This is a genomic window from Cobetia sp. QF-1, from assembly GCF_002213105.1.
Lineage (GTDB): Bacteria > Pseudomonadota > Gammaproteobacteria > Pseudomonadales > Halomonadaceae > Cobetia > Cobetia crustatorum.
In genome coordinates this window covers 15,233-33,415 of sequence record NZ_NBVS01000009.1, presented here as the reverse complement: position 1 = coordinate 33,415, position 18,183 = coordinate 15,233, and the positions used below count along the sequence as shown (strand labels likewise).

The 18,183-nt window shown below is 52.7% G+C and carries 14 protein-coding genes; 12 read left to right on the top strand and 2 right to left on the bottom strand.

The genetic code is table 11. The features are described 5' to 3' along the window. Positions 1-158 precede the first annotated feature (158 nt). Positions 159-1,610, bottom strand: a complete 1,452-nt coding sequence (locus CFN46_RS14540) for a capsule biosynthesis protein (RefSeq protein WP_369597147.1) — start codon at positions 1,608-1,610, stop codon at positions 159-161. Positions 1,611-1,613: 3 nt separating this feature from the next. Continuing rightward, a complete protein-coding gene (locus tag CFN46_RS14535) occupies positions 1,614-3,596 on the bottom strand; it encodes a capsular polysaccharide biosynthesis protein (protein ID WP_254918511.1) in 1,983 nt (660 codons plus the stop codon). A 785-nt stretch (positions 3,597-4,381) separates the two neighbouring features. On the opposite strand from CFN46_RS14535, the gene CFN46_RS14530 reads away from it, so the two are divergent. From CFN46_RS14530 to wecB, 12 genes are all read left to right on the top strand, one after another. Further along, the gene (locus tag CFN46_RS14530; RefSeq protein WP_254918503.1) at positions 4,382-6,160 is read left to right on the top strand and encodes an SLC13 family permease; all 1,779 of its coding nucleotides are present in this window, start codon (positions 4,382-4,384) and stop codon (positions 6,158-6,160) included. Between the two features lie 107 nt (positions 6,161-6,267). After that, complete coding sequence (cysQ, locus tag CFN46_RS14525) at positions 6,268-7,116, top strand: 3'(2'),5'-bisphosphate nucleotidase CysQ (protein WP_176426492.1); 849 nt, start codon at positions 6,268-6,270, stop codon at positions 7,114-7,116. A gap of 236 nt (positions 7,117-7,352) precedes the next feature. After that, positions 7,353-8,294, top strand: a complete 942-nt coding sequence (gene cysD / locus CFN46_RS14520) for a sulfate adenylyltransferase subunit CysD (RefSeq protein WP_088743906.1) — start codon at positions 7,353-7,355, stop codon at positions 8,292-8,294. A 165-nt stretch (positions 8,295-8,459) separates the two neighbouring features. Continuing rightward, entirely contained in the window at positions 8,460-10,370 is a 1,911-nt protein-coding gene (gene cysN, locus CFN46_RS14515) for a sulfate adenylyltransferase subunit CysN (RefSeq protein ID WP_088743905.1), read from the top strand. A gap of 62 nt (positions 10,371-10,432) precedes the next feature. Beyond that, positions 10,433-10,861, top strand: a complete 429-nt coding sequence (locus CFN46_RS14510; protein WP_088743904.1) for a DVU3141 family protein — start codon at positions 10,433-10,435, stop codon at positions 10,859-10,861. Positions 10,862-11,071: 210 nt separating this feature from the next. Then, a complete protein-coding gene (locus CFN46_RS14505) occupies positions 11,072-12,787 on the top strand; it encodes a polysaccharide biosynthesis/export family protein (protein WP_088743903.1) in 1,716 nt (571 codons plus the stop codon). A gap of 2 nt (positions 12,788-12,789) precedes the next feature. Further along, on the top strand, positions 12,790-13,650 hold the full coding sequence (locus CFN46_RS14500; protein ID WP_088743902.1) for an ABC transporter permease: 861 nt from the start codon (positions 12,790-12,792) through the stop codon (positions 13,648-13,650). Continuing rightward, the gene (locus CFN46_RS14495; RefSeq protein WP_254918502.1) at positions 13,578-14,555 is read left to right on the top strand and encodes an ABC transporter ATP-binding protein; all 978 of its coding nucleotides are present in this window, start codon (positions 13,578-13,580) and stop codon (positions 14,553-14,555) included. Before CFN46_RS14500 ends, CFN46_RS14495 begins: the two co-directional genes overlap by 73 nt. 129 nt (positions 14,556-14,684) lie before the next feature. Further along, positions 14,685-15,770: a chain-length determining protein gene (locus CFN46_RS14490; RefSeq protein ID WP_088743900.1), complete on the top strand. Its 1,086-nt coding sequence runs from the start codon at positions 14,685-14,687 to the stop codon at positions 15,768-15,770. 48 nt (positions 15,771-15,818) lie between these two features. Beyond that, positions 15,819-16,595 (top strand): hypothetical protein, encoded by a 777-nt coding sequence (locus tag CFN46_RS14485; protein WP_088743899.1) that lies wholly within the window; start codon positions 15,819-15,821, stop codon positions 16,593-16,595. A gap of 73 nt (positions 16,596-16,668) precedes the next feature. Then, positions 16,669-16,941, top strand: coding sequence for a hypothetical protein (locus CFN46_RS14480; protein ID WP_088743898.1), 273 nt, complete (start codon positions 16,669-16,671; stop codon positions 16,939-16,941). Between the two features lie 40 nt (positions 16,942-16,981). After that, positions 16,982-18,127, top strand: coding sequence for a non-hydrolyzing UDP-N-acetylglucosamine 2-epimerase (wecB, locus tag CFN46_RS14475; protein WP_217897832.1), 1,146 nt, complete (start codon positions 16,982-16,984; stop codon positions 18,125-18,127). The last annotated feature ends 56 nt before the right edge of the window (positions 18,128-18,183 follow it).

The following is an 18,183-nucleotide window of genomic DNA, read 5'->3' as shown; positions in this document are numbered from 1 at the left end:
TCGAATCCCGACACTGACGGTCGGCAGTTCCCTTGCTTTTCGTTATTGGCTGAGCAGTGACTATTTCTCAGCTTCCTTATAGACCGACCAGATGCTGTGATCGGTAGTGACTCATCTGCGTCCCTGCAGGATGAGTCGGCTATCAGTACATGCCATGGTCAGCAGCGACTCAGCATGAGTTCCAGCGGTGAGCGCTCAGCGCTCAATATCTTTACAGCACCTTGTACCGCGAGCTGCATGCCCGGCTTGCAGTAAAAGCCGCCATTCAGTTGCACGGTGTGAATGACGGTATTGCGGAACTGGCGGAACAGCGTGGTATCGGGTCGCCGACCCTGAGTCCAGAAATCATTCAGCGTGCCCTGGTAGGTCAGGCCCGGTAGATTGAAGATTGGATCACCCATGCAGAAGGTGGGGCAGCGGTATTGCAGCGCGACATTACCGGTAGTGCTATTGACGGTAATCATGCCTTTGGCGTGCTGAAGCAGCTTCTCCAGATTGCCGCTTTCCAGATAGACGATGCACCCAATCAGGTCGTAGCGGCGCTCCAGTGCACGAATCAATGCTGGATAGTTGACCAATCCCATGTCCAGCGGATGATTCTTGATCACGAGTCGTGCCCCGCGCGGGGCATTGAGCGCAAAGCTCTTCATCACACGCTGAATGACTTCCTGCATGTTGGCGAAGCGTGAGTGATGACGAATCTGTGCATCGGTATTGAGCTGTAGCGGCAGCATATAGAAAGGCGCACCGCTGCCCATCAGTTGCTCGATGCGTTTGGCATCGCGACGCTTGTACCAGCGCATCAGTGGTAGGCGTGTGGCGTAGCCGGCATATTCCTGAACCGCATGAATGCTGTGTGGTTGGTAACGCGGGAACAGCAGCGGATTGGCTGCGCCCGCCAAGTGATAGGTAATGTCATGGTGCGCGCGCTCACGAAAGGAGGCCTTGAAGCGCTGCGGGGTCGGCGCATCTTCCAGCTGCTTGCCGGCCTCTCTGAACCAGTCAGGGTCACGTGGCAGCAGCGAATGGCCGTTGACGCCTTCACGTTCCAGCGTAACCCAGAAAGGGCGAAAGTAGCCTTCCTCGAAGACATGGGTACGAATGCCGAGATATTCTGCCTTGAGCACGGCGTCACGATGTACGGGACGACGGTCGCCGAACAGCACTTGATCAGTGACATGATGCTTGCGCCACAATCCAGCGATGAAGTCTCCGAGCTCCTCGATACGGCCGCGGAAGGCATACGCCTTGTCGCGGCGCCAGTAATAGCTATCACCACTGTTGAAGTTGACCTTGATGACCTCGTGGCCATCTTGCTTGAGCTTGTGTGCCAGATGTAAAAAGAAGGGCGAGCACACACCCTGCAACAACATGAAGACACGACGACGTCCGCCACCAGACCGATGATGAGTATTGGTCAGTGTATCGAGCGACGCTCCCTGCGGAGACGACTGTTCAGGCTGAGGCCGCGGGCGCGTCAAGATGGCATCGTCTGATAGCTTGAAGCGCGAGGGCTGCTCGAGTGCCTCGTCCATGAACGGAGCACTGAAAAGGGGAGCGCTGGAAAAATGAGTGCTGATAAGTGGTAACTCCAGACGTCCATGTTGCATAAGTCAGTGCTTCCCGATGAATAGCGCACGATAACCCCGATAAAGTCGTGTCTTCCATGGCAGAGAGGGTGTCAATGTGCCATGGCGGAGTATCTCGCGTTGTTGTTCCAGAATCGTGACGACTGTTTCTACATTGCAAAGATGCCCTTGTTGCGGCGCCACATAGACGGGGTACTCGATCAATGCACCTGCTACGAGGGCGTCCAGGCTCACGCGGCGTGTACGTCTCGGGCAGTCCAGCTGGTCATAAGTCAATCCCCAGCCTGCATAAAACGGTAGCCCATGCGTGGTGACTGGCACACCACGGAGCAGCGCTTCAAAACCTGCTAGAGAGCACAGAGTATGCAGATGATCAATCTGCTCGAACAATCGGCTGATATTGCCTGATGTAAGTTTGAGATCGTAGGGCTCGCACGCACTGGCGGCTTCGCCACGTCGGCCGCCTGTTACAATGTCAGGGTGAGGCTTATAGATCACGTAAGCATCAGGGTGCAATTTACGCGCCGCTTCCAGTAGCGCTTGATTGGTCTTGATGCCGGGACAAGCGTGGCGAATCGAAGCATCGGATTCTACCTGGCCAATCACCAACACAACTTCCCGGCCCTTGGCCAATGCTCGAATGTCTGGTAGCTGGTCGCTTTCCGAATTGTACTTGCTCAAGCCTAGCGCCGTGATGCGTTCGCGCAAATGTCTTGCGCGCTCAAGCTGTGTGGTATCTGGCACATGATGTTCAAGCCAGTCTTCTAGAGTACTGGCAGCACTGGCGTCGAAATGCATCGCGCTGGCATCAAGAATCAGCGAGAGCGGACGGATCAGATCAACCCCGAGACCGACCGAACGTAGAAAGCCATCCTCGATACGCCATAGCTCGCCGCCGTGCACGGCGACCTCGGCGGCGAATTGAGGTGTCGTTCGGCTGGCCCAACTCAGTACCTTGAGGCGTGAAGTCGGCAGGCGGGGTGACGCATCAGCAAGTGCCTGCAGCTGCTTTAGGGCATCAGCGTCACGCTTTTCAAACCTCATGTGTGACAGGGGGCCAAGGAAGTAGGGCAAGAATCCTTGCTTCCAGCGGGAATACCCGGGGGCTATCCAGTCACCCGCCAACCGCTCACTCTGGCGCTTCTGGTCCGTCAGTAACTGGATGATTTCCTCGAGCGAGGCGGATTTTTGAGTGTACGGGTTGGCGTAGCGGCTGTACTGCAGATATGCCGCAGTAAAGACCTGCTCGAGTGAACGGAAGTGCCCACGACGCGAGCATTGCTGACGGTCTTCAGTTAACCCCCAGCCCGCGTAGAAGGGCAGGCCGTGACAGGTCACCGGCAGGTCCGCCATCAGTGCCTCGAACCCCAATTGACTGGTCACCACGTGCACGGCATCTACTTGCTCAAATAGACTCCACGGATTCATGTCGTCACTCAGCAGTGTACAGCCAAGTTTGCGCGCTTCATCGAGCAGATAGCCTTGTTTCTTGCCAGCGATCACATCCGGATGCACTTTTACCCACACCTCGGCATTCGGCCTGGCGCAGGCGTCATGCAGCATGTCGATAAATGTCTGTGCGCTGGCCATGCCACCTTCGACGGAGGCATCACCAGCTGTCTGGTCTACCACCAGGATACGCTGGCTTTTTTGGCAGGTAGGCAAGTGTTTCTCGGGCGCATGATTGTACTTGCTCAGGCGCTGCTCGCGAATGCACTGCATGGCAAGACGTGCGCGAGAAAGTAGCTGGGCGTCTTGCTGCTGTGGGGACTCAACAATCAATTGCTCCAAGTCACTGGGCTGGCGGGCATCGTAATAGATTCCCTGGTGATCGACGACCAGCGACATGGCCGGATAGCCAGCGCCTGCCAGTGTCAGTGAGCGAAGAAAGCCATCCTCCAAGGCGACATAAGAGAGGCCATGTTCACGGGCATAGCGTCTGGCAAATTCAGCGGTAGACTTGTGCCCCCATCCGACGACGCACGTTGCCGATACTTCATCGGTAATGCCTAGACTTTCGTCGATGTTTTTGAGGCTTTTTTGAAGAATAAGTCGAGAGGGTATTACGGCGCGTAAAGGGGAGCAAAGTGGTGATTTTATTACATTTTCTGCTCGATGGCGTGGAGCAGATGGGATGGTGATATCGTGATTACGCTGATGATCTTGGAATTTCGAGTAGCAATGGGATATGCATGAGGGTAGCTTGCCGGCTTTTTTTAGCGGCATAAGCTCGGGGATAAAGCAGCCGAGATGAGTCTGGCGCAGAATGCCAGATGAAAAGCATAATGATCGGCTGTAGGCCGCACCAATAGCGGGGTTTCTGGTAGTACAAGTAGTGCTTTCTGAGGCTGAACAGGGTTGCACAGGAGGCCGCCATCCTTGTTTTTTTTCTACGTTCAGCATGCAATTCTTCCGTTGCATTAAAGAAAAGTAAATGCTCACTCATGGCGCCAGGCACACCCTTGTAACTCTATGGTGCGTTACCGTTGACGTAGAGTCCACAAATAGCGAAAGTACGCAAAGTGACGAATGAATTCAATCAAAGTGTTTGTAGGCGAGTTCGTTCGTGGGCAAATAATTAGCATGAGTTTTTTATGAGGTCAGTGTCATGGCCGACATGCTTTGGTAGTGGGAGCTTTAATGCTAATGTGCTCCGCTTTGCTATAATATGTTCCCTCGCCAAACTCGGCAGATGCGTTGCCTTTTAGTCAAAAGGCAGAGCGTTCTGTACGGAGTCAAGAGTGGATGTTGTGTTGTAGATAAGTGGCAGGATGCCAAGGGAATTCTTGTAGATGGAAATTGCGCAGCATATGGACGCTATCATCACGCTATTTGTCACGTTAGGCGTGCTGACGGGACTGATCTGGAATCGATGGCCAGCCGAGTGGCTAATGATGGCAGCCGCTGTGCTGCTCATTCTGCTGGGTGTTATCTCACCTGCTACTTTTCTGTCAGGCTTTGCCAACCCTGGCATCATGACCATTGGTGCACTATTCGTGGTGGCAGCTGGGGTTCAGGAAACTGGCGCACTGCGCTGGATGCTTGAGCGCCTTTTGGGCCGCCCTACCTCTCCATCCTCAGCGCTGGCACGCTTGATGCCTATCACATCACTGCTAAGTGCCTTCCTGAATAACACACCCGTCGTCGCACTCTTCATTGGGCTAGTGCAGAGCTGGTGTGCGCGCATGAAAATTTCCCCCTCCCGCTTGCTCATGCCAATGAGCTATGCCGCCATTCTCGGTGGTACCTGCACTCTGATTGGCACCAGCACCAATCTGGTGGTTGATGGATTGCTGCAATCACAGGCCGGTCTACCGGGGCTTGGCATTTTCGATATCACGCCATTAGGCGTCCCGGTGTTGATCATGGGTACGTTATGGATGGTGCTGGTTGGCTGGCGTTTTCTCCCTCAGCGCAAGGGATTGGTCGAACAGCTGGGCAATGGACGTGAATACTCTGTCGCGATGCGTGTTGCTGACAAGGGCCCTCTGCACGACAAGAGCATCGAAGAGGCTGGACTACGTAGCTTGCAGTTCGGTTATCTCGCCGAGATAGAGCGTTCAGGAAAGTTACTGTCGATGGTAGGGCCTGACACCGTACTGCAATCCGGTGACCGTCTTGTCTTCGTTGGAGTCGCGGATACCGCCCATGAAGTGCGTGTTTTCCGTGGCTTGGACAGTGACGCAGCAGGTCTTGATCTTGATCATCATCAACGACGCATGGTCGAAGCCGTCATTTCACCCAGCTCCCCAGTCGTGGGGGTGAGTGTGCGCGGTGCACGATTCCGGACCCGATATCAGGCCGTGATCCTTGCGGTATCACGCGATGGCGAGCGTATCGACAGCAAGGTCGGTGATATCGTGCTGCGCCCTGGTGATACGCTGCTACTGGAAGCGGCCGCTGGCTTCTCTCGCTTGCACCGCTACAACCGTGAATTTCTACTCGTTAGTGCTCTAGATGGTAATGGGATGCCAAATCTCTCCAAGGCGCCGCTTGCCATCGCGATCATGAGTCTGATGATCATTACCCATCTAGCTGGCTTGGTAGACCTGGTTGAAGCAGCCGTTGCTGCTGCCATCATGATGGTCTTCACCGGCTGCCTGCCTGCGGCTCAAGCACGTGCCAGTATCGATGGCAGTGTGCTTGTCGTGATCGCAGCTGCGCTGGCACTCGGGCAAGCGATGACAGACAGCGGAGCCGCGCAGCTGGTAGCGGAGCAATTGATGCAACTAGGTGGTGATTCCCCCCTGTTGATGCTGGCGCTGGTCTATCTGACCACCACGCTATTCACTGAGATCATTACCAATAACGCAGCGGCGGTACTCATGTTTCCTATTGCCATGGCGGTCAGCGAGCAGATGGGGGTATCGCTGATGCCGTATGCAATTGCCATAATGTTTGCGGCATCTGCCAGTTTCCTGACCCCACTGGGCTACCAGACCAATCTGATGGTTATGGGCCCGGGGGGGTACAAGGTCTCGGATTACATGAAGGTCGGGCTACCGATGAGCATCATCGTCGGGGTGACATCGATAGTGTTGATTCCGCTGATCTGGCCATTTACAGGCTGATCGATGCTTTACTTGATTACTGACGTCACGAGCAATCAAAACTGATCTGACAACGGCCCCTTTCGCCATCCGCTGCGCTGATGGCCTCAATACTGACAGGAAGACACATGACGGATACGACCGCGAGCACCACGGATAGCACTACACGCGCAATGCTGACGGCGATTGAAGCCATTGCTCGCAAGGCGGGTGCTGCCATCATGGATATCTACGAAAGCGGCGACTTCACCGTCGACATGAAGGCCGATGACTCTCCTTTGACCACGGCAGACCGCGCGGCACATGCCGTTATTGTCGAAGGACTCGAGGCGATGCAGGCTCAGTTCGGTGCCACGCCGATCCTGTCCGAAGAAGATGCCGATATTAGCTGGGACGTGCGAAGCGAATGGACACGCTACTGGCTGGTAGATCCGCTTGATGGCACCAAGGAATTCATAAAGCGCAATGGCGAGTTTACAGTCAACATCGCACTGATCGAGCAAGGCGTGCCGGTCGTCGGGATCGTGTATGCCCCTGCGATAGACACCTTGTATGTGGGTGCGCAGCAAGCCGATGGCGCGTCGTCCATTGCAGAAAAGCAAGTGGGTAGCGAGGCACCTCAGCCAATTTCCGTCACTGCCGCGCCGGGCGCAGAAGATAGCTGGCGCATCGTCGGCAGCCGCTCTCACCAGACAGAGGACTTCAAGGCCTTCGTCGCTGACTTCGCGGCCTGCGATATCGTTGCCATGGGGAGTTCACTCAAGTTGTGCCTGGTCGCAGAGGGTACCGCTGATCTTTACCCTCGCCTCGGCCCGACCTGTGAGTGGGATACTGGCGCAGCACACGCGGTGGTCGAAGCTGCTGGCGGGCAGGTATTGGATGCCAGTACGCGTGAGTCGCTGCGTTATAACCAGCATGACAGCGTTCTCAATCCGTACTTCATTGTGTGCTCCGCGCCGGCCGCACCCTGGGCGTAAGCCGCCATCGGGTAGCTAGATACAAGCGGATAAACAGGATAGCGAGCGCTAGCCAAGGGAGGCGGAACTCGTCATATGACTGACGCAAGACAGTGGCAGCCTCGGTCCAGTCTCGGTCCAGTCTCCTGGAATGATAACGAACGGCATCTGGAGTCTCGTGAACCGTGTTGGCGTTACCGCCCGTGGTACGTGATTTCATGCCTTTCAGATAACTGAGTGATCTCAAGGAACTTGCAATGACAGCCTCATCGACGGCCGAAAAGCTCGGCATCACACCGGAACGTCAGACCCACCTCAAGCAACTCGAGGCCGAGTCCATCCACATCATTCGTGAAGTGGCGGCCGAGTTCTCCAATCCGGTCATGCTGTATTCCATCGGCAAGGACTCTGCGGTGATGCTGCACCTGGCACGCAAGGCTTTCGCGCCGGGTGTTCCGCCGTTCCCGCTGATGCACGTCAACACCACCTGGAAGTTCCAGGAAATGATCAAGTTCCGCGATGAGATGGCCGCGGAAGTCGGCATGGAGTTGATCGAGCACATCAATCAAGAAGGCGTGGCGGCGGGCATCAATCCGTTCGACCACGGCAGTGCCAAGTACACCGATATCATGAAGACCGCCGGTCTCAAGCAGGCGCTCGACAAGTACGGCTTCGATGCCGCCTTCGGTGGTGCGCGTCGTGACGAAGAAGCCTCGCGTGCCAAAGAACGCGTCTACTCCTTTCGTGACCAGTATCACCGCTGGGATCCGAAGAATCAGCGTCCGGAGCTTTGGAACATCTACAACTCCAAGATCAACAAGGGTGAGTCGATTCGTGTGTTCCCGCTCTCCAACTGGACCGAGCTGGATATCTGGCAGTACATCTATCTTGAATCCATCAAGATCGTGCCGCTGTACTACTCTGCCGTGCGCCCAGTCGTGAAGCGCGATGGTCTCGATATCATGGTTGATGATGACCGCCTGCCACTGGCCGAAGGCGAAGTACCGGAAATGAAGTCTGTGCGTTTCCGCACCTTGGGCTGTTATCCGCTGACCGGCGCCGTGGAATCCACTGCCGCGACGCTGCCGGAAATCATCCAGGAAATGCTGCTGACGCGCACCAGCGAGCGCTCCGGTCGTGCGATTGATCACGATCAGGCCGGCTCGATGGAGAAGAAGAAGCGCGAAGGGTATTTCTAGGAACGGTTCTGAAACCGTTTCTGATTCCTATTCGCACGCCCGCAATAGCGATGGCGCGTCCTCAGGCAAGCAAGTATCTACAACATTGACAGGGCGAGGGATGTCCACCGCTGGAAGCGTCTTGTTACGCTCGCGCCGGACAGATCTCGCTCAGGGAGAAGTACAGTGTCACACCAGTCGACGATGATCGCGGAAAACATCGAAGCATATCTCAAAGAACACGAGCAGAAAGATCTGCTGCGGTTCATCACCTGCGGTAGCGTGGATGACGGCAAGTCGACCCTGATCGGACGTCTGCTGCATGACTCCAAGATGATCTATGAAGATCAGCTGGCGGCCATAACCCGTGATTCCAAGAAAAGCGGTACCACGGGCAAGATCGACCTGGCGCTGCTGGTCGATGGTCTGCAGTCCGAGCGTGAGCAGGGCATCACCATCGATGTCGCCTACCGCTACTTCTCCACCGACAAGCGCAAGTTCATCATCGCCGATACCCCGGGGCACGAGCAGTACACCCGTAACATGGCGACGGGTGCTTCTACCGCAAGTCTGGCGATCATTCTGATCGATGCCCGTTACGGCGTGCAGACTCAGACGCGCCGTCACAGCTACATCTGCTCGCTGCTGGGCATCAAGCACCTGATCGTCGCCGTCAACAAAATGGACATCGTCGATTACTCCCAGGAACGCTTCGATGAGATCGTGGCTGACTACAAGGAGTTCGCTAAAGACCTGGAAGTCCCGGATATTCGTTTCGTGCCGCTGTCCGCACTCGAAGGCGATAACGTTGTCTCCATCAGCGAGAAGACACCGTGGTACGCCGATGCGGGCTACGAAGCACTCCCGCTGATGGACATTCTCGAAACGGTGGATGTCACTGAAGACAGCAATCTGACTGACTTGCGCTTCCCGGTGCAGTACGTCAATCGTCCGAACCTGAACTTCCGTGGTTATTGCGGCACGCTGGCCGCTGGCACTGTGACGCCAGGCCAGCAGATCAAGGTATTGCCGTCCGGTAAGATCTCGACTGTCGAACGTATCGTCACCTTCGATGGCGATCTTGATGTCGCGTGGCCGGGCCAGGCCGTCACGCTGACACTAACGGACGAGATCGACATCTCGCGTGGCGACATGATCGTGGCGATTGATTCCGATCTCGAGCCTTGCACCGCCTTTACCGCGGATGTGGTGTGGATGCACGAGAATCCGCTGTTGGTCGGCAAGGAATACGAGATCAAACTCGGCACTTCCAGTGTCATCGGACGCGTGGGTCGTATCATCCACCAGACTGACGTCAACACCATGGCGCGCAACGAAGCCGAGAATGTTCCGCTGAATGGCATCGCTCGCGTACAGGTCGAGCTGACCCAACCGCTGGCGATGGACAGCTACCAGCGTTCACCGCATACCGGCAGCTTCGTGTTTATTGACCGCCTGTCCAACATCACCATCGGTGCGGGTATGGTCAAGGATACCCTTAGTGCCAGCAACATTGTGTGGCATGACATGGCGGTCACCAAGCAGCGTCGCGCTGAGCGCAACAAGCAGAAGCCGTGCATCATCTGGTTCACCGGCCTGTCCGGTGCGGGCAAGTCCACCGCGGCCAACGCGCTGGAGCGCCAGCTGTTTGCCATGGGTTATAATACCTATCTGCTGGATGGCGACAACGTGCGTCACGGCCTGTGTGGTGACCTTGGCTTCAGCGAAGACGATCGCGCCGAGAACATTCGTCGTGTCGGCGAAGTCTCCAAGCTGATGGTCGATGCCGGCATGATCACGCTAGTCAGCTTCATCTCGCCGTTCCAGGCAGACCGCCAGACCGTGCGCGACATGGTGGGCTCTGACGAGTTCATCGAAGTCTTCGTCAACACGCCGATCAGCGTGTGCGAAGAGCGTGATCCGAAAGGCCTGTATCGCAAGGCACGTGCCGGTGAGATCAGTGACTTCACTGGCATCAGCTCTCCGTATGAAGCGCCAGAGAGTCCGGAAATCGAGATCAATACCGGCGAACTGACGCTCGAGCAGACCGCGCTTAAGCTGGTCAGCCAGCTTAAGCATTACAACGTCATCGGCTGATTCATTCACGTCGATTAGCCCTCGCCGCAAGGTGGGGGCGTTTGCAGTTTCAGGACTCTCATATGACTCAATATCAATTCAAGCAGTGCTTGCCGGGTGTCGCGCGCTTCGCGGCAACAGCAGGCCTTGCGATTATTGTCTCCGGTTGCGCGACCAGCTATCCGATGTCGACGGGTAACGGCAGCGATAATCTCTCCAGTCTCAGTGGCGCTGCACCGTTGTCTGCAGATATCTCCGCTTTCCTGGATACGGCCTCCATCGGCGGTGTCATGCCGGTCGTCAGCAGCCCTTGGGGAAGCAATGTCGAAGTGGTCGCCGGTGAGCGTTACTTCGCGGCCAGCGGCATGACGTGCCGTCATCTGACCATTTCCAATGACCGCGATCTGCCGAGTAATGAACTGGCATGTCGTACTAGCGATACCGGAAAGGCCGAGCAAGGCACCTGGGTCACGCAGCGTCTGGTGACAGGCTTGCTGGAAGATGCTCGCTGAGGCTCAGCCTCTCCAGAGCGCTTCAGTGTGATACTGCTCTGAACAAGCACACGTTGATCGACAGCTTTTCTAAACAGTGCTGAAAGACAGATTTGATCGACAGTTTTTTAGACAGTGCTGAAAGACCAGATTTGAAAGACACAGGTGTCAGGCAACGCCATTCATGACCGAGCCGCCTGACCAATACCGTATTACGAGGGGCCTAGCCCAATGACAATTTCCAGATTCTTGCTCCGGGCCGGGTGCCTGGTGGCGGTAGCGTGCCTGAATGCCAGCCCCGCAATGGCCGTTGGATTAGACAGTAGTTCATTTCTAACTACTGGCGAGCAAGCTGCCAGCATCCCTGAGAAAACCGAAAAGATAGAAGATTCGGCACGGGCTGACTGGCGTAGTGGAACATACGGACCTATCACCTCCGAATCAAAGACGGACCCGGATTCTCTGCCACCCTTTGGTGAGAACCTGTTTACTGGCGGTTTCCGTGGCATGATCGCCGATGGTCTCAATAGCGACTACACCATCAAACCAGGTGACCAGATCACGCTGCGCGTCTGGGGTGGGATAGAAATCGAATCTGTCTTGTCGGTGGACGCCCAGGGCAACGTATTCTTGCCTGGCATTGGCCCGATGAAAGTACAGGGCATTTCGAATGCCCAATTGGATGGCAAGGTACGAGGCGCCATTCAAGAGGTATACCCCGAAAACGTCAGTGTCTACACCAACCTTCAAGGTGTCCAGCCGGTGGGTATCTTTGTGACCGGTTATGTGAAGAACCCGGGCCGTTATGCCGGTACGCCGAATGATTCCATGCTGTACTTTCTGGACCAAGCCGGTGGTATTGATCAAGCGTTGGGGAGCTATCGCTCCATCAAAATCAAGCGTAACGGTCGTATCATCAGCAATGTCGATCTCTATGACTTCCTGATCGACGGTGAGATCCCCCGTCCGCAATTCCGCGATGGCGATACCGTCGTAGTGGAAGAACGCGGCCCAGCCATTAGTGTCGTCGGCGATGTCGAGCGTGACTATCGTTATGAGCTCACCTCAACACGCTTGAATGGGCAAGATGTCAATAAGCTGGCCCGTCTGAAGACAGGTGTGTCCCATGTCTTGCTGCGTGGCTCACGTACAGATGGCCCAATTTCGCGTTATCTGCCGATTGCAGAATTCCGCGATGCAGAAGTGCGTGCCGGAGATGAAGTTCTCTATAGCGCAGACCAGCGGGATGAAACCATCGTCGTGCAGCTGGAGGGCAGCTTTTACGGTCCTTCACGTTATGCCTTGCCCCGCGATGCGCATCTTGGTGAATTGCTCAATGCTGTTGGTGTACCTAAGGGGCTGACAGATTATCAGAGTGTTTCCATTCGTCGTGAAAGTGTGAAAGAGCAGCAAGCTAAATCGTTGGAAGAGAGCTTAAGGCGCCTGGAAATGACATACCTAGGCACACCGACTTCGACCAACAATGAAGCATCGTCGCGTGAGCAAGAAGCCAGTCTCATTCAGCAGTTCGTGGAAAAGGCGCGTGAGACCGAGCCAACAGGTAGATTGGTGGTAGCGCGGAATGATGGAGAAATCGCAGACGTGAGATTGCAGGACGGTGATATCGTGACTTTACCGGAAGTCAGCGATTCCTTGCTGATCAGTGGGGAAGTCGTTGTTCCACAGGCTGCGGTCTACACACCCGGCCTGAGCGTGTTGGAATACATCAAGAATGCGGGCGGGTTCACGCAACATGCTGATGATGAACAGATCCTGGTAGTGCGTCAGAACGGTGCGGTACGTAACGCCGAAGATGTCAATCTTCGCTCGGGAGATGAAATACTCGTTCTCCCAGCCCCCCCAACCAACAATCTACAGCTGGCGGGTAGTATCACGCAGATTCTGTATCAAGTTGCAGTCGCCACCAAAATCGCCCTAGATCTGTAATCATGAATCATAACGCCGCGAACTCATCAGGCAGCTCATCTGATCGAGAATCTGACACGACGAATGGACAGAGCGGGCCTAAGGCCCGTTCTGCCTGGGCCGTCACGCGCAGTGTCTGGTTTGCCATGTTCATGCGCGAAGCTATCAGTCGGACTATGACTGACCGTATGGGCTGGTTCTGGATGATTGCAGAACCGGCTGCTCTACTACTCATTATGATAGGTATTCGTAGCTTCATTCGAGGTGATAGCCTGATCGTCAATGCTCCCTTCATTCCATGGATGCTGGTCGGGATGATGGGATTCTTCCTGATCCGTGAAGGAATGATGCAGGGCTTGGGCGCCGTCAACGCCAACAAGGCACTATTTGCCTATCGCCAAGTACATCCTATCGATGGCGTACTGGTACGTAATGTACTGGACGGACTGATCCGCACCGTCATCTTTTTGTTGTTCATGGTGGGCGGCTTGATGGTAGGTACCGACTTCACACCTGACAATGGCTTTCAAGCCATAGCAGGATGGTTGTCGTTGTGGCTATTCGGGCTAGGGCTGGGTCTGGTGACGTCAGTAATAGGCACACTGGTACCCGAGGTTAGCAAGATCATTCGTATGCTCAGCATGCCACTGTTGATCTTGTCTGGTGTCATCATGCCACTCAATCGGCTGCCGCATTACCTGCTAGAATATTTAATGTTGAATCCCATCGTACATGGCTTGGAATATATACGGCATGGATTCTTCGACGGGTATGTAGTGGTGCATGGGACTGATATGACCTACTTCTCGGCGTGGACCCTAAGTACCTTGGCATTGGGGACGCTCATGCATGTAAGATTCAAGGAGCGTCTGAAAAGCCAATGATTGAAATCCACAATCTCTCTAAGCGTTATTACCACTCGCATTACAGTAAAAGTGATGATCAGTGGGTACTCAAGAATATCAACCTGACCATACCGACCGGTATCAGTGTCGGACTGATCGGGGCTAACGGTGCCGGAAAGTCGACACTGCTGCGGCTCATTGCTGGGATGGATACGCCGCAGAAAGGGAGAGTGATTCGGCATTCCAAGGTGTCATGGCCAATTGGCTTGGCCGCAGGTCTACAGAGCAGCATGACGGGGCGTCAGAACGTTAAGTTTGTCGCCCGCATGCATGGTACGGAATACGACATTAATAGCATCATAGAGCGCGTGCAGGACTTTGCCGAAATTGGTCCCGCCTTCGACGAACCGATCCGTACCTATTCCTCCGGCATGCGCTCACGTCTCAACTTTGGGCTGTCACTTGCATTTGATTTCGATGTATATCTCTCTGATGAGGCCACGTCAGTCGGTGATAGAGCCTTCAAAGCCAAGGCCTCCAAAGCTTTCAAGGACAAGGTGGGCGGGGCAAGTCTCATCATGGTGTCGCATGGCGAAAGTATTCTCAAAGAGCTGTGCCAGGCTGGAATCTACCTGAAAGATGGTGGTGCGCTCTGGTACGACGACATTAACGACGCGATTGCAGCTTATCACGCCGATAGTGACGGTCCTCAACTTGACAAGATGACTCTGCAGGCACTGAAGACATTGCACAAGGAACGACGTGCTGTCATGGAGGAAGCCAAGCTTGCACGAGAAGCCACAGAAACTCTGCCTCCGCGTGAAAAGAAGCCCTACGGCAATGCCCTCCGAACCGCACGGCAAGCACTGCGTGAAGTGCGGGAGGAAATCGAATCTCGAGAGGTCAGTGCTTCTCGTACGCCGGGGAATATCATCAGCGAGTGATTTTTTTCCTGAGCGATACTCTCGGTACAGCCTTCGTCGCCCTCAAGCGCACTCTTCAAATTACTCCCATCATCGACTTCACTTCATTGCCACCGGTGAACTCGGTGAGCGCCTTCAACGGGAATACGCATGACATCATTTATCAAACGCTATCCACAATGGGCTATTGTCCTACTATCCATTGTGCTCGTCGGTTTCTACTGGTTGGTATGGGCGGATGACCGCTATGTCTCTAAAGCTACAGTCGTGCTGGAAAGTCCGCAGGTTAGCGCTTCCAGTGAAGTCAGCTTTGGCTCGCTGCTTTCGGGTAGCCAGACCGATAGTGACCTTCTCCTGCTGCGCGAATATTTGATGAGCGTGGATATGCTCAAGAAGGTACAGGAGAAACTCGATTTTCGATCTCACTATAGCCAGCATGGCGATACCTTTGCCCGCTTGGGAGACGCCGATGCTCCGATCGAGGAACTTCATTACTACTATTTGAAACGAGTCACGGTGGAGATGGATGATTACGCCGGCGTCTTGAATATAGAGGTGCAGGCTTGGACACCGGAGTTTGCGCAGAAATTCGCTAAACTGCTACTTGTGGAAGGCGAACGGCACATGAATGAAATGGGGCAGCGTCTCGCGGAAGACCAGCTAATCTTCCTCGACAAACAGGTATCTCTGCTGGAAGATAATTTCGAGCAATCTCGTCAGGATTTGCTGAATTATCAGAACGAGAATGGTCTTGTGTCCCCAACTCAGACAGTAGAAAGCTTAAATACTGTTGTGTCTTCATTGGAAGCTCAGCTGGCGACTTATAAGGCACGAAAGAGTGCCTTAGCAAGCTATCAAAGCCAGCGTTCCAGCGAGATGGTGCGCGTTGAAAGTGAAATCAACGCCATTAAAAAGCAGATTGGTCTTGAGAAGGAGCGCTTGGCACGGCAATCAGGCAATGCCCTAAATAGTATTTCTAGCCAGTATGAAACACTACAACTGCGCGCTGATTTTGCTAAGCAGACCTATTCTAATGCACTCGCTGCACTGGAAAACACTAGGATAGAAGCGGCTCGTAAGCTTAAGCAAGTCAGTGTTTTGCAAAGCCCGATACTTCCTGAATATTCAGAAAAACCAGCGCGTCTATATAATTTGACTATCTTTTCATTAGTTGTAATATTCATAGGATTCATACTTTCCATGATGTTGCTGGTGATTAAAGATCATCGTGATTAGTCTAATTTTTGGACTATTAAATAGCTTAAGGTATTGAGGTAGTTATTCATGAGTGAGCTTATAAAAGGTTTTTCTAGTCAGGATGCTGCACAGTCAATATACAAAAAGCCTGTAGATGACGATCTTGAAAATAATAAAATACAAGAGCAATGCCAGAGTTTGCTATCAGAAAAATCTACTCTTGATAATCAGCTGCTGGCATTGAGGTCAGATTTAGATAAAGCTTTATTTTTGACTAATGGAGATAGTGTCGCTAACGAGAATTCGCTAATAATTAGTCAATTGTTAGAGGTTCAAATGGTACTAGGTGAAGCAATCTCTGAAAAAAATACGTTAAAAGAAAAATGCGCCAATTTAAATGCTAATTATAATCTATTGCATAAACGATTACTAAAGATTAGTATCGCTAATCAGGATCATCGTAAAAAATTATTAGAGTACAAAAAATACTTGAAAAGCTTCACAGAAGAAAAAATTGAGAAAGAGCGCCAATTAGTATTGAAGCTCTTTACTCTAAATCAAGAAAAACGCTTTTCTTCGAATAACCCATCATCGCTTGATTTTGCAGCAGAAAGTGAGGAAATAATAAATTCTGAGTTATTTGACCAAGCCTGGTATCTAGCTCAATATCCAGATGTCGCTGATTCTAAAGCGAATCCCGTTATTCATTATTTAGTAAGTGGCGCGTGTGAAGGCCGAAACCCTTCCTCCGGATTTGATACGGCTTTATATCTTACACAATATACAGATGTGGTAGATAAGGGTGTCAATCCATTGCTCCACTATATACGATATGGAGTTCATGAAGGGCGGGTCGTATTATAAAAAATTAAGCGCGACCATTAATTCTATTAGTCTTTTAAAAATATATAGTTAGTATGCTGGGGGAGGGCAAGTTATGAGTATTATAAAGGATGCGGCTGTCGCGTATCGTGATGGTAAATACTCTGAGGCAGTAGAACTTTATAAAGAGGCAGGAAAATATTACGGAGAAAATCTTTTTTATGCCAATATTATACTGTGCAATCGTGCAATGCAGAATGACAAAATAAAAGGTTCTTATAGTTATATACCTATATCAGAAGATATTAATATAATAAAGCAGTTATCGGAATCGCAAACATTATTGGAATACTATTTCACGAAGAGTGAAGCGCTAGATTGTAAATAAAATTCAATAGACCGTTAAATTACGCAATCGGGAAATTTTAGTGAAAATTCTTACAGTATTTGGAACGCGTCCGGAGGCTATTAAGATGGCTCCGCTCGCCTTGCAACTCGCAGAAGACGAACGTTTCGAATCCAGAGTCTGTGTGACGGCTCAACACCGTGAGATGCTAGACCAGGTATTAGGGCTGTTTGAATTGCAACCGGACTATGATCTGAACTTGATGAAGCCAGGGCAGGACCTCAATGATATAACCTGCGGTATATTACAAGGATTGAAGGCCGTCTTGTCAGATTATAAGCCTGATATGATATTAGTACACGGGGATACTGCTACAACCTTCGCCGCTAGCTTAGCTGCTTATTATCAACAAATCCCGGTAGGACATGTTGAAGCAGGCTTGCGTACAGGAAACTTGTACTCACCTTGGCCGGAAGAGGCGAACCGGAAGTTGACAGGAGCTTTGGCAGCCAAGCATTTCGCACCTACGGAAACTTCACGCCAGAACCTTCTCAAGGAAAATATTGACTCAGCCAATATTCATGTAACCGGTAATACTGTAATTGATGCATTGTTTGAGGTAGTAAACAAGCTTGAGGAAGGACCGTTGGGAGATGAGTTGCGCGCGCGTTTTGATTTCCTAGAGGATGATAAGCGACTTGTCCTAGTTACTGGCCACCGCCGTGAGAGCTTCGGCGATGGATTTGAAAATATCTGCAGAGCCTTGGCTGAAACGGCAAAGGCGCATCCGGATGTCCAGATTGTCTATCCTGTCCACCTCAACCCCAATGTGCGTGAACCGGTCAATCGCTTACTGGCGGATGTTGATAATATCACCCTAATTGAGCCTCAAGATTATCTCCCGTTTGTCTATTTGATGAATCGTGCGCATATTATCCTGACGGATTCGGGTGGTATTCAAGAAGAGGCCCCGTCCCTTGGCAAGCCAGTGCTTGTCATGCGCAACACAACAGAGCGTCCAGAGGCCGTGCAAGCAGGGACAGTCAAGCTGGTGGGGACGAGCGTGGATATGATTACCTCGGAATTGACAAAGCTGCTGGATCAGCCAGAGCTGTACCGCACCATGAGTTACGCTCACAACCCCTATGGGGATGGCAAGGCTTGTCAACGCATACTGGATGCTTTGGTCGCGAAAGAAGTAACATCCACTTCAGTTAACACTATGTAAGGATATAGGCCTCAGAAGTCTATTTTCTGGCTTGTAGTTATTTTCTTTCTTTTATT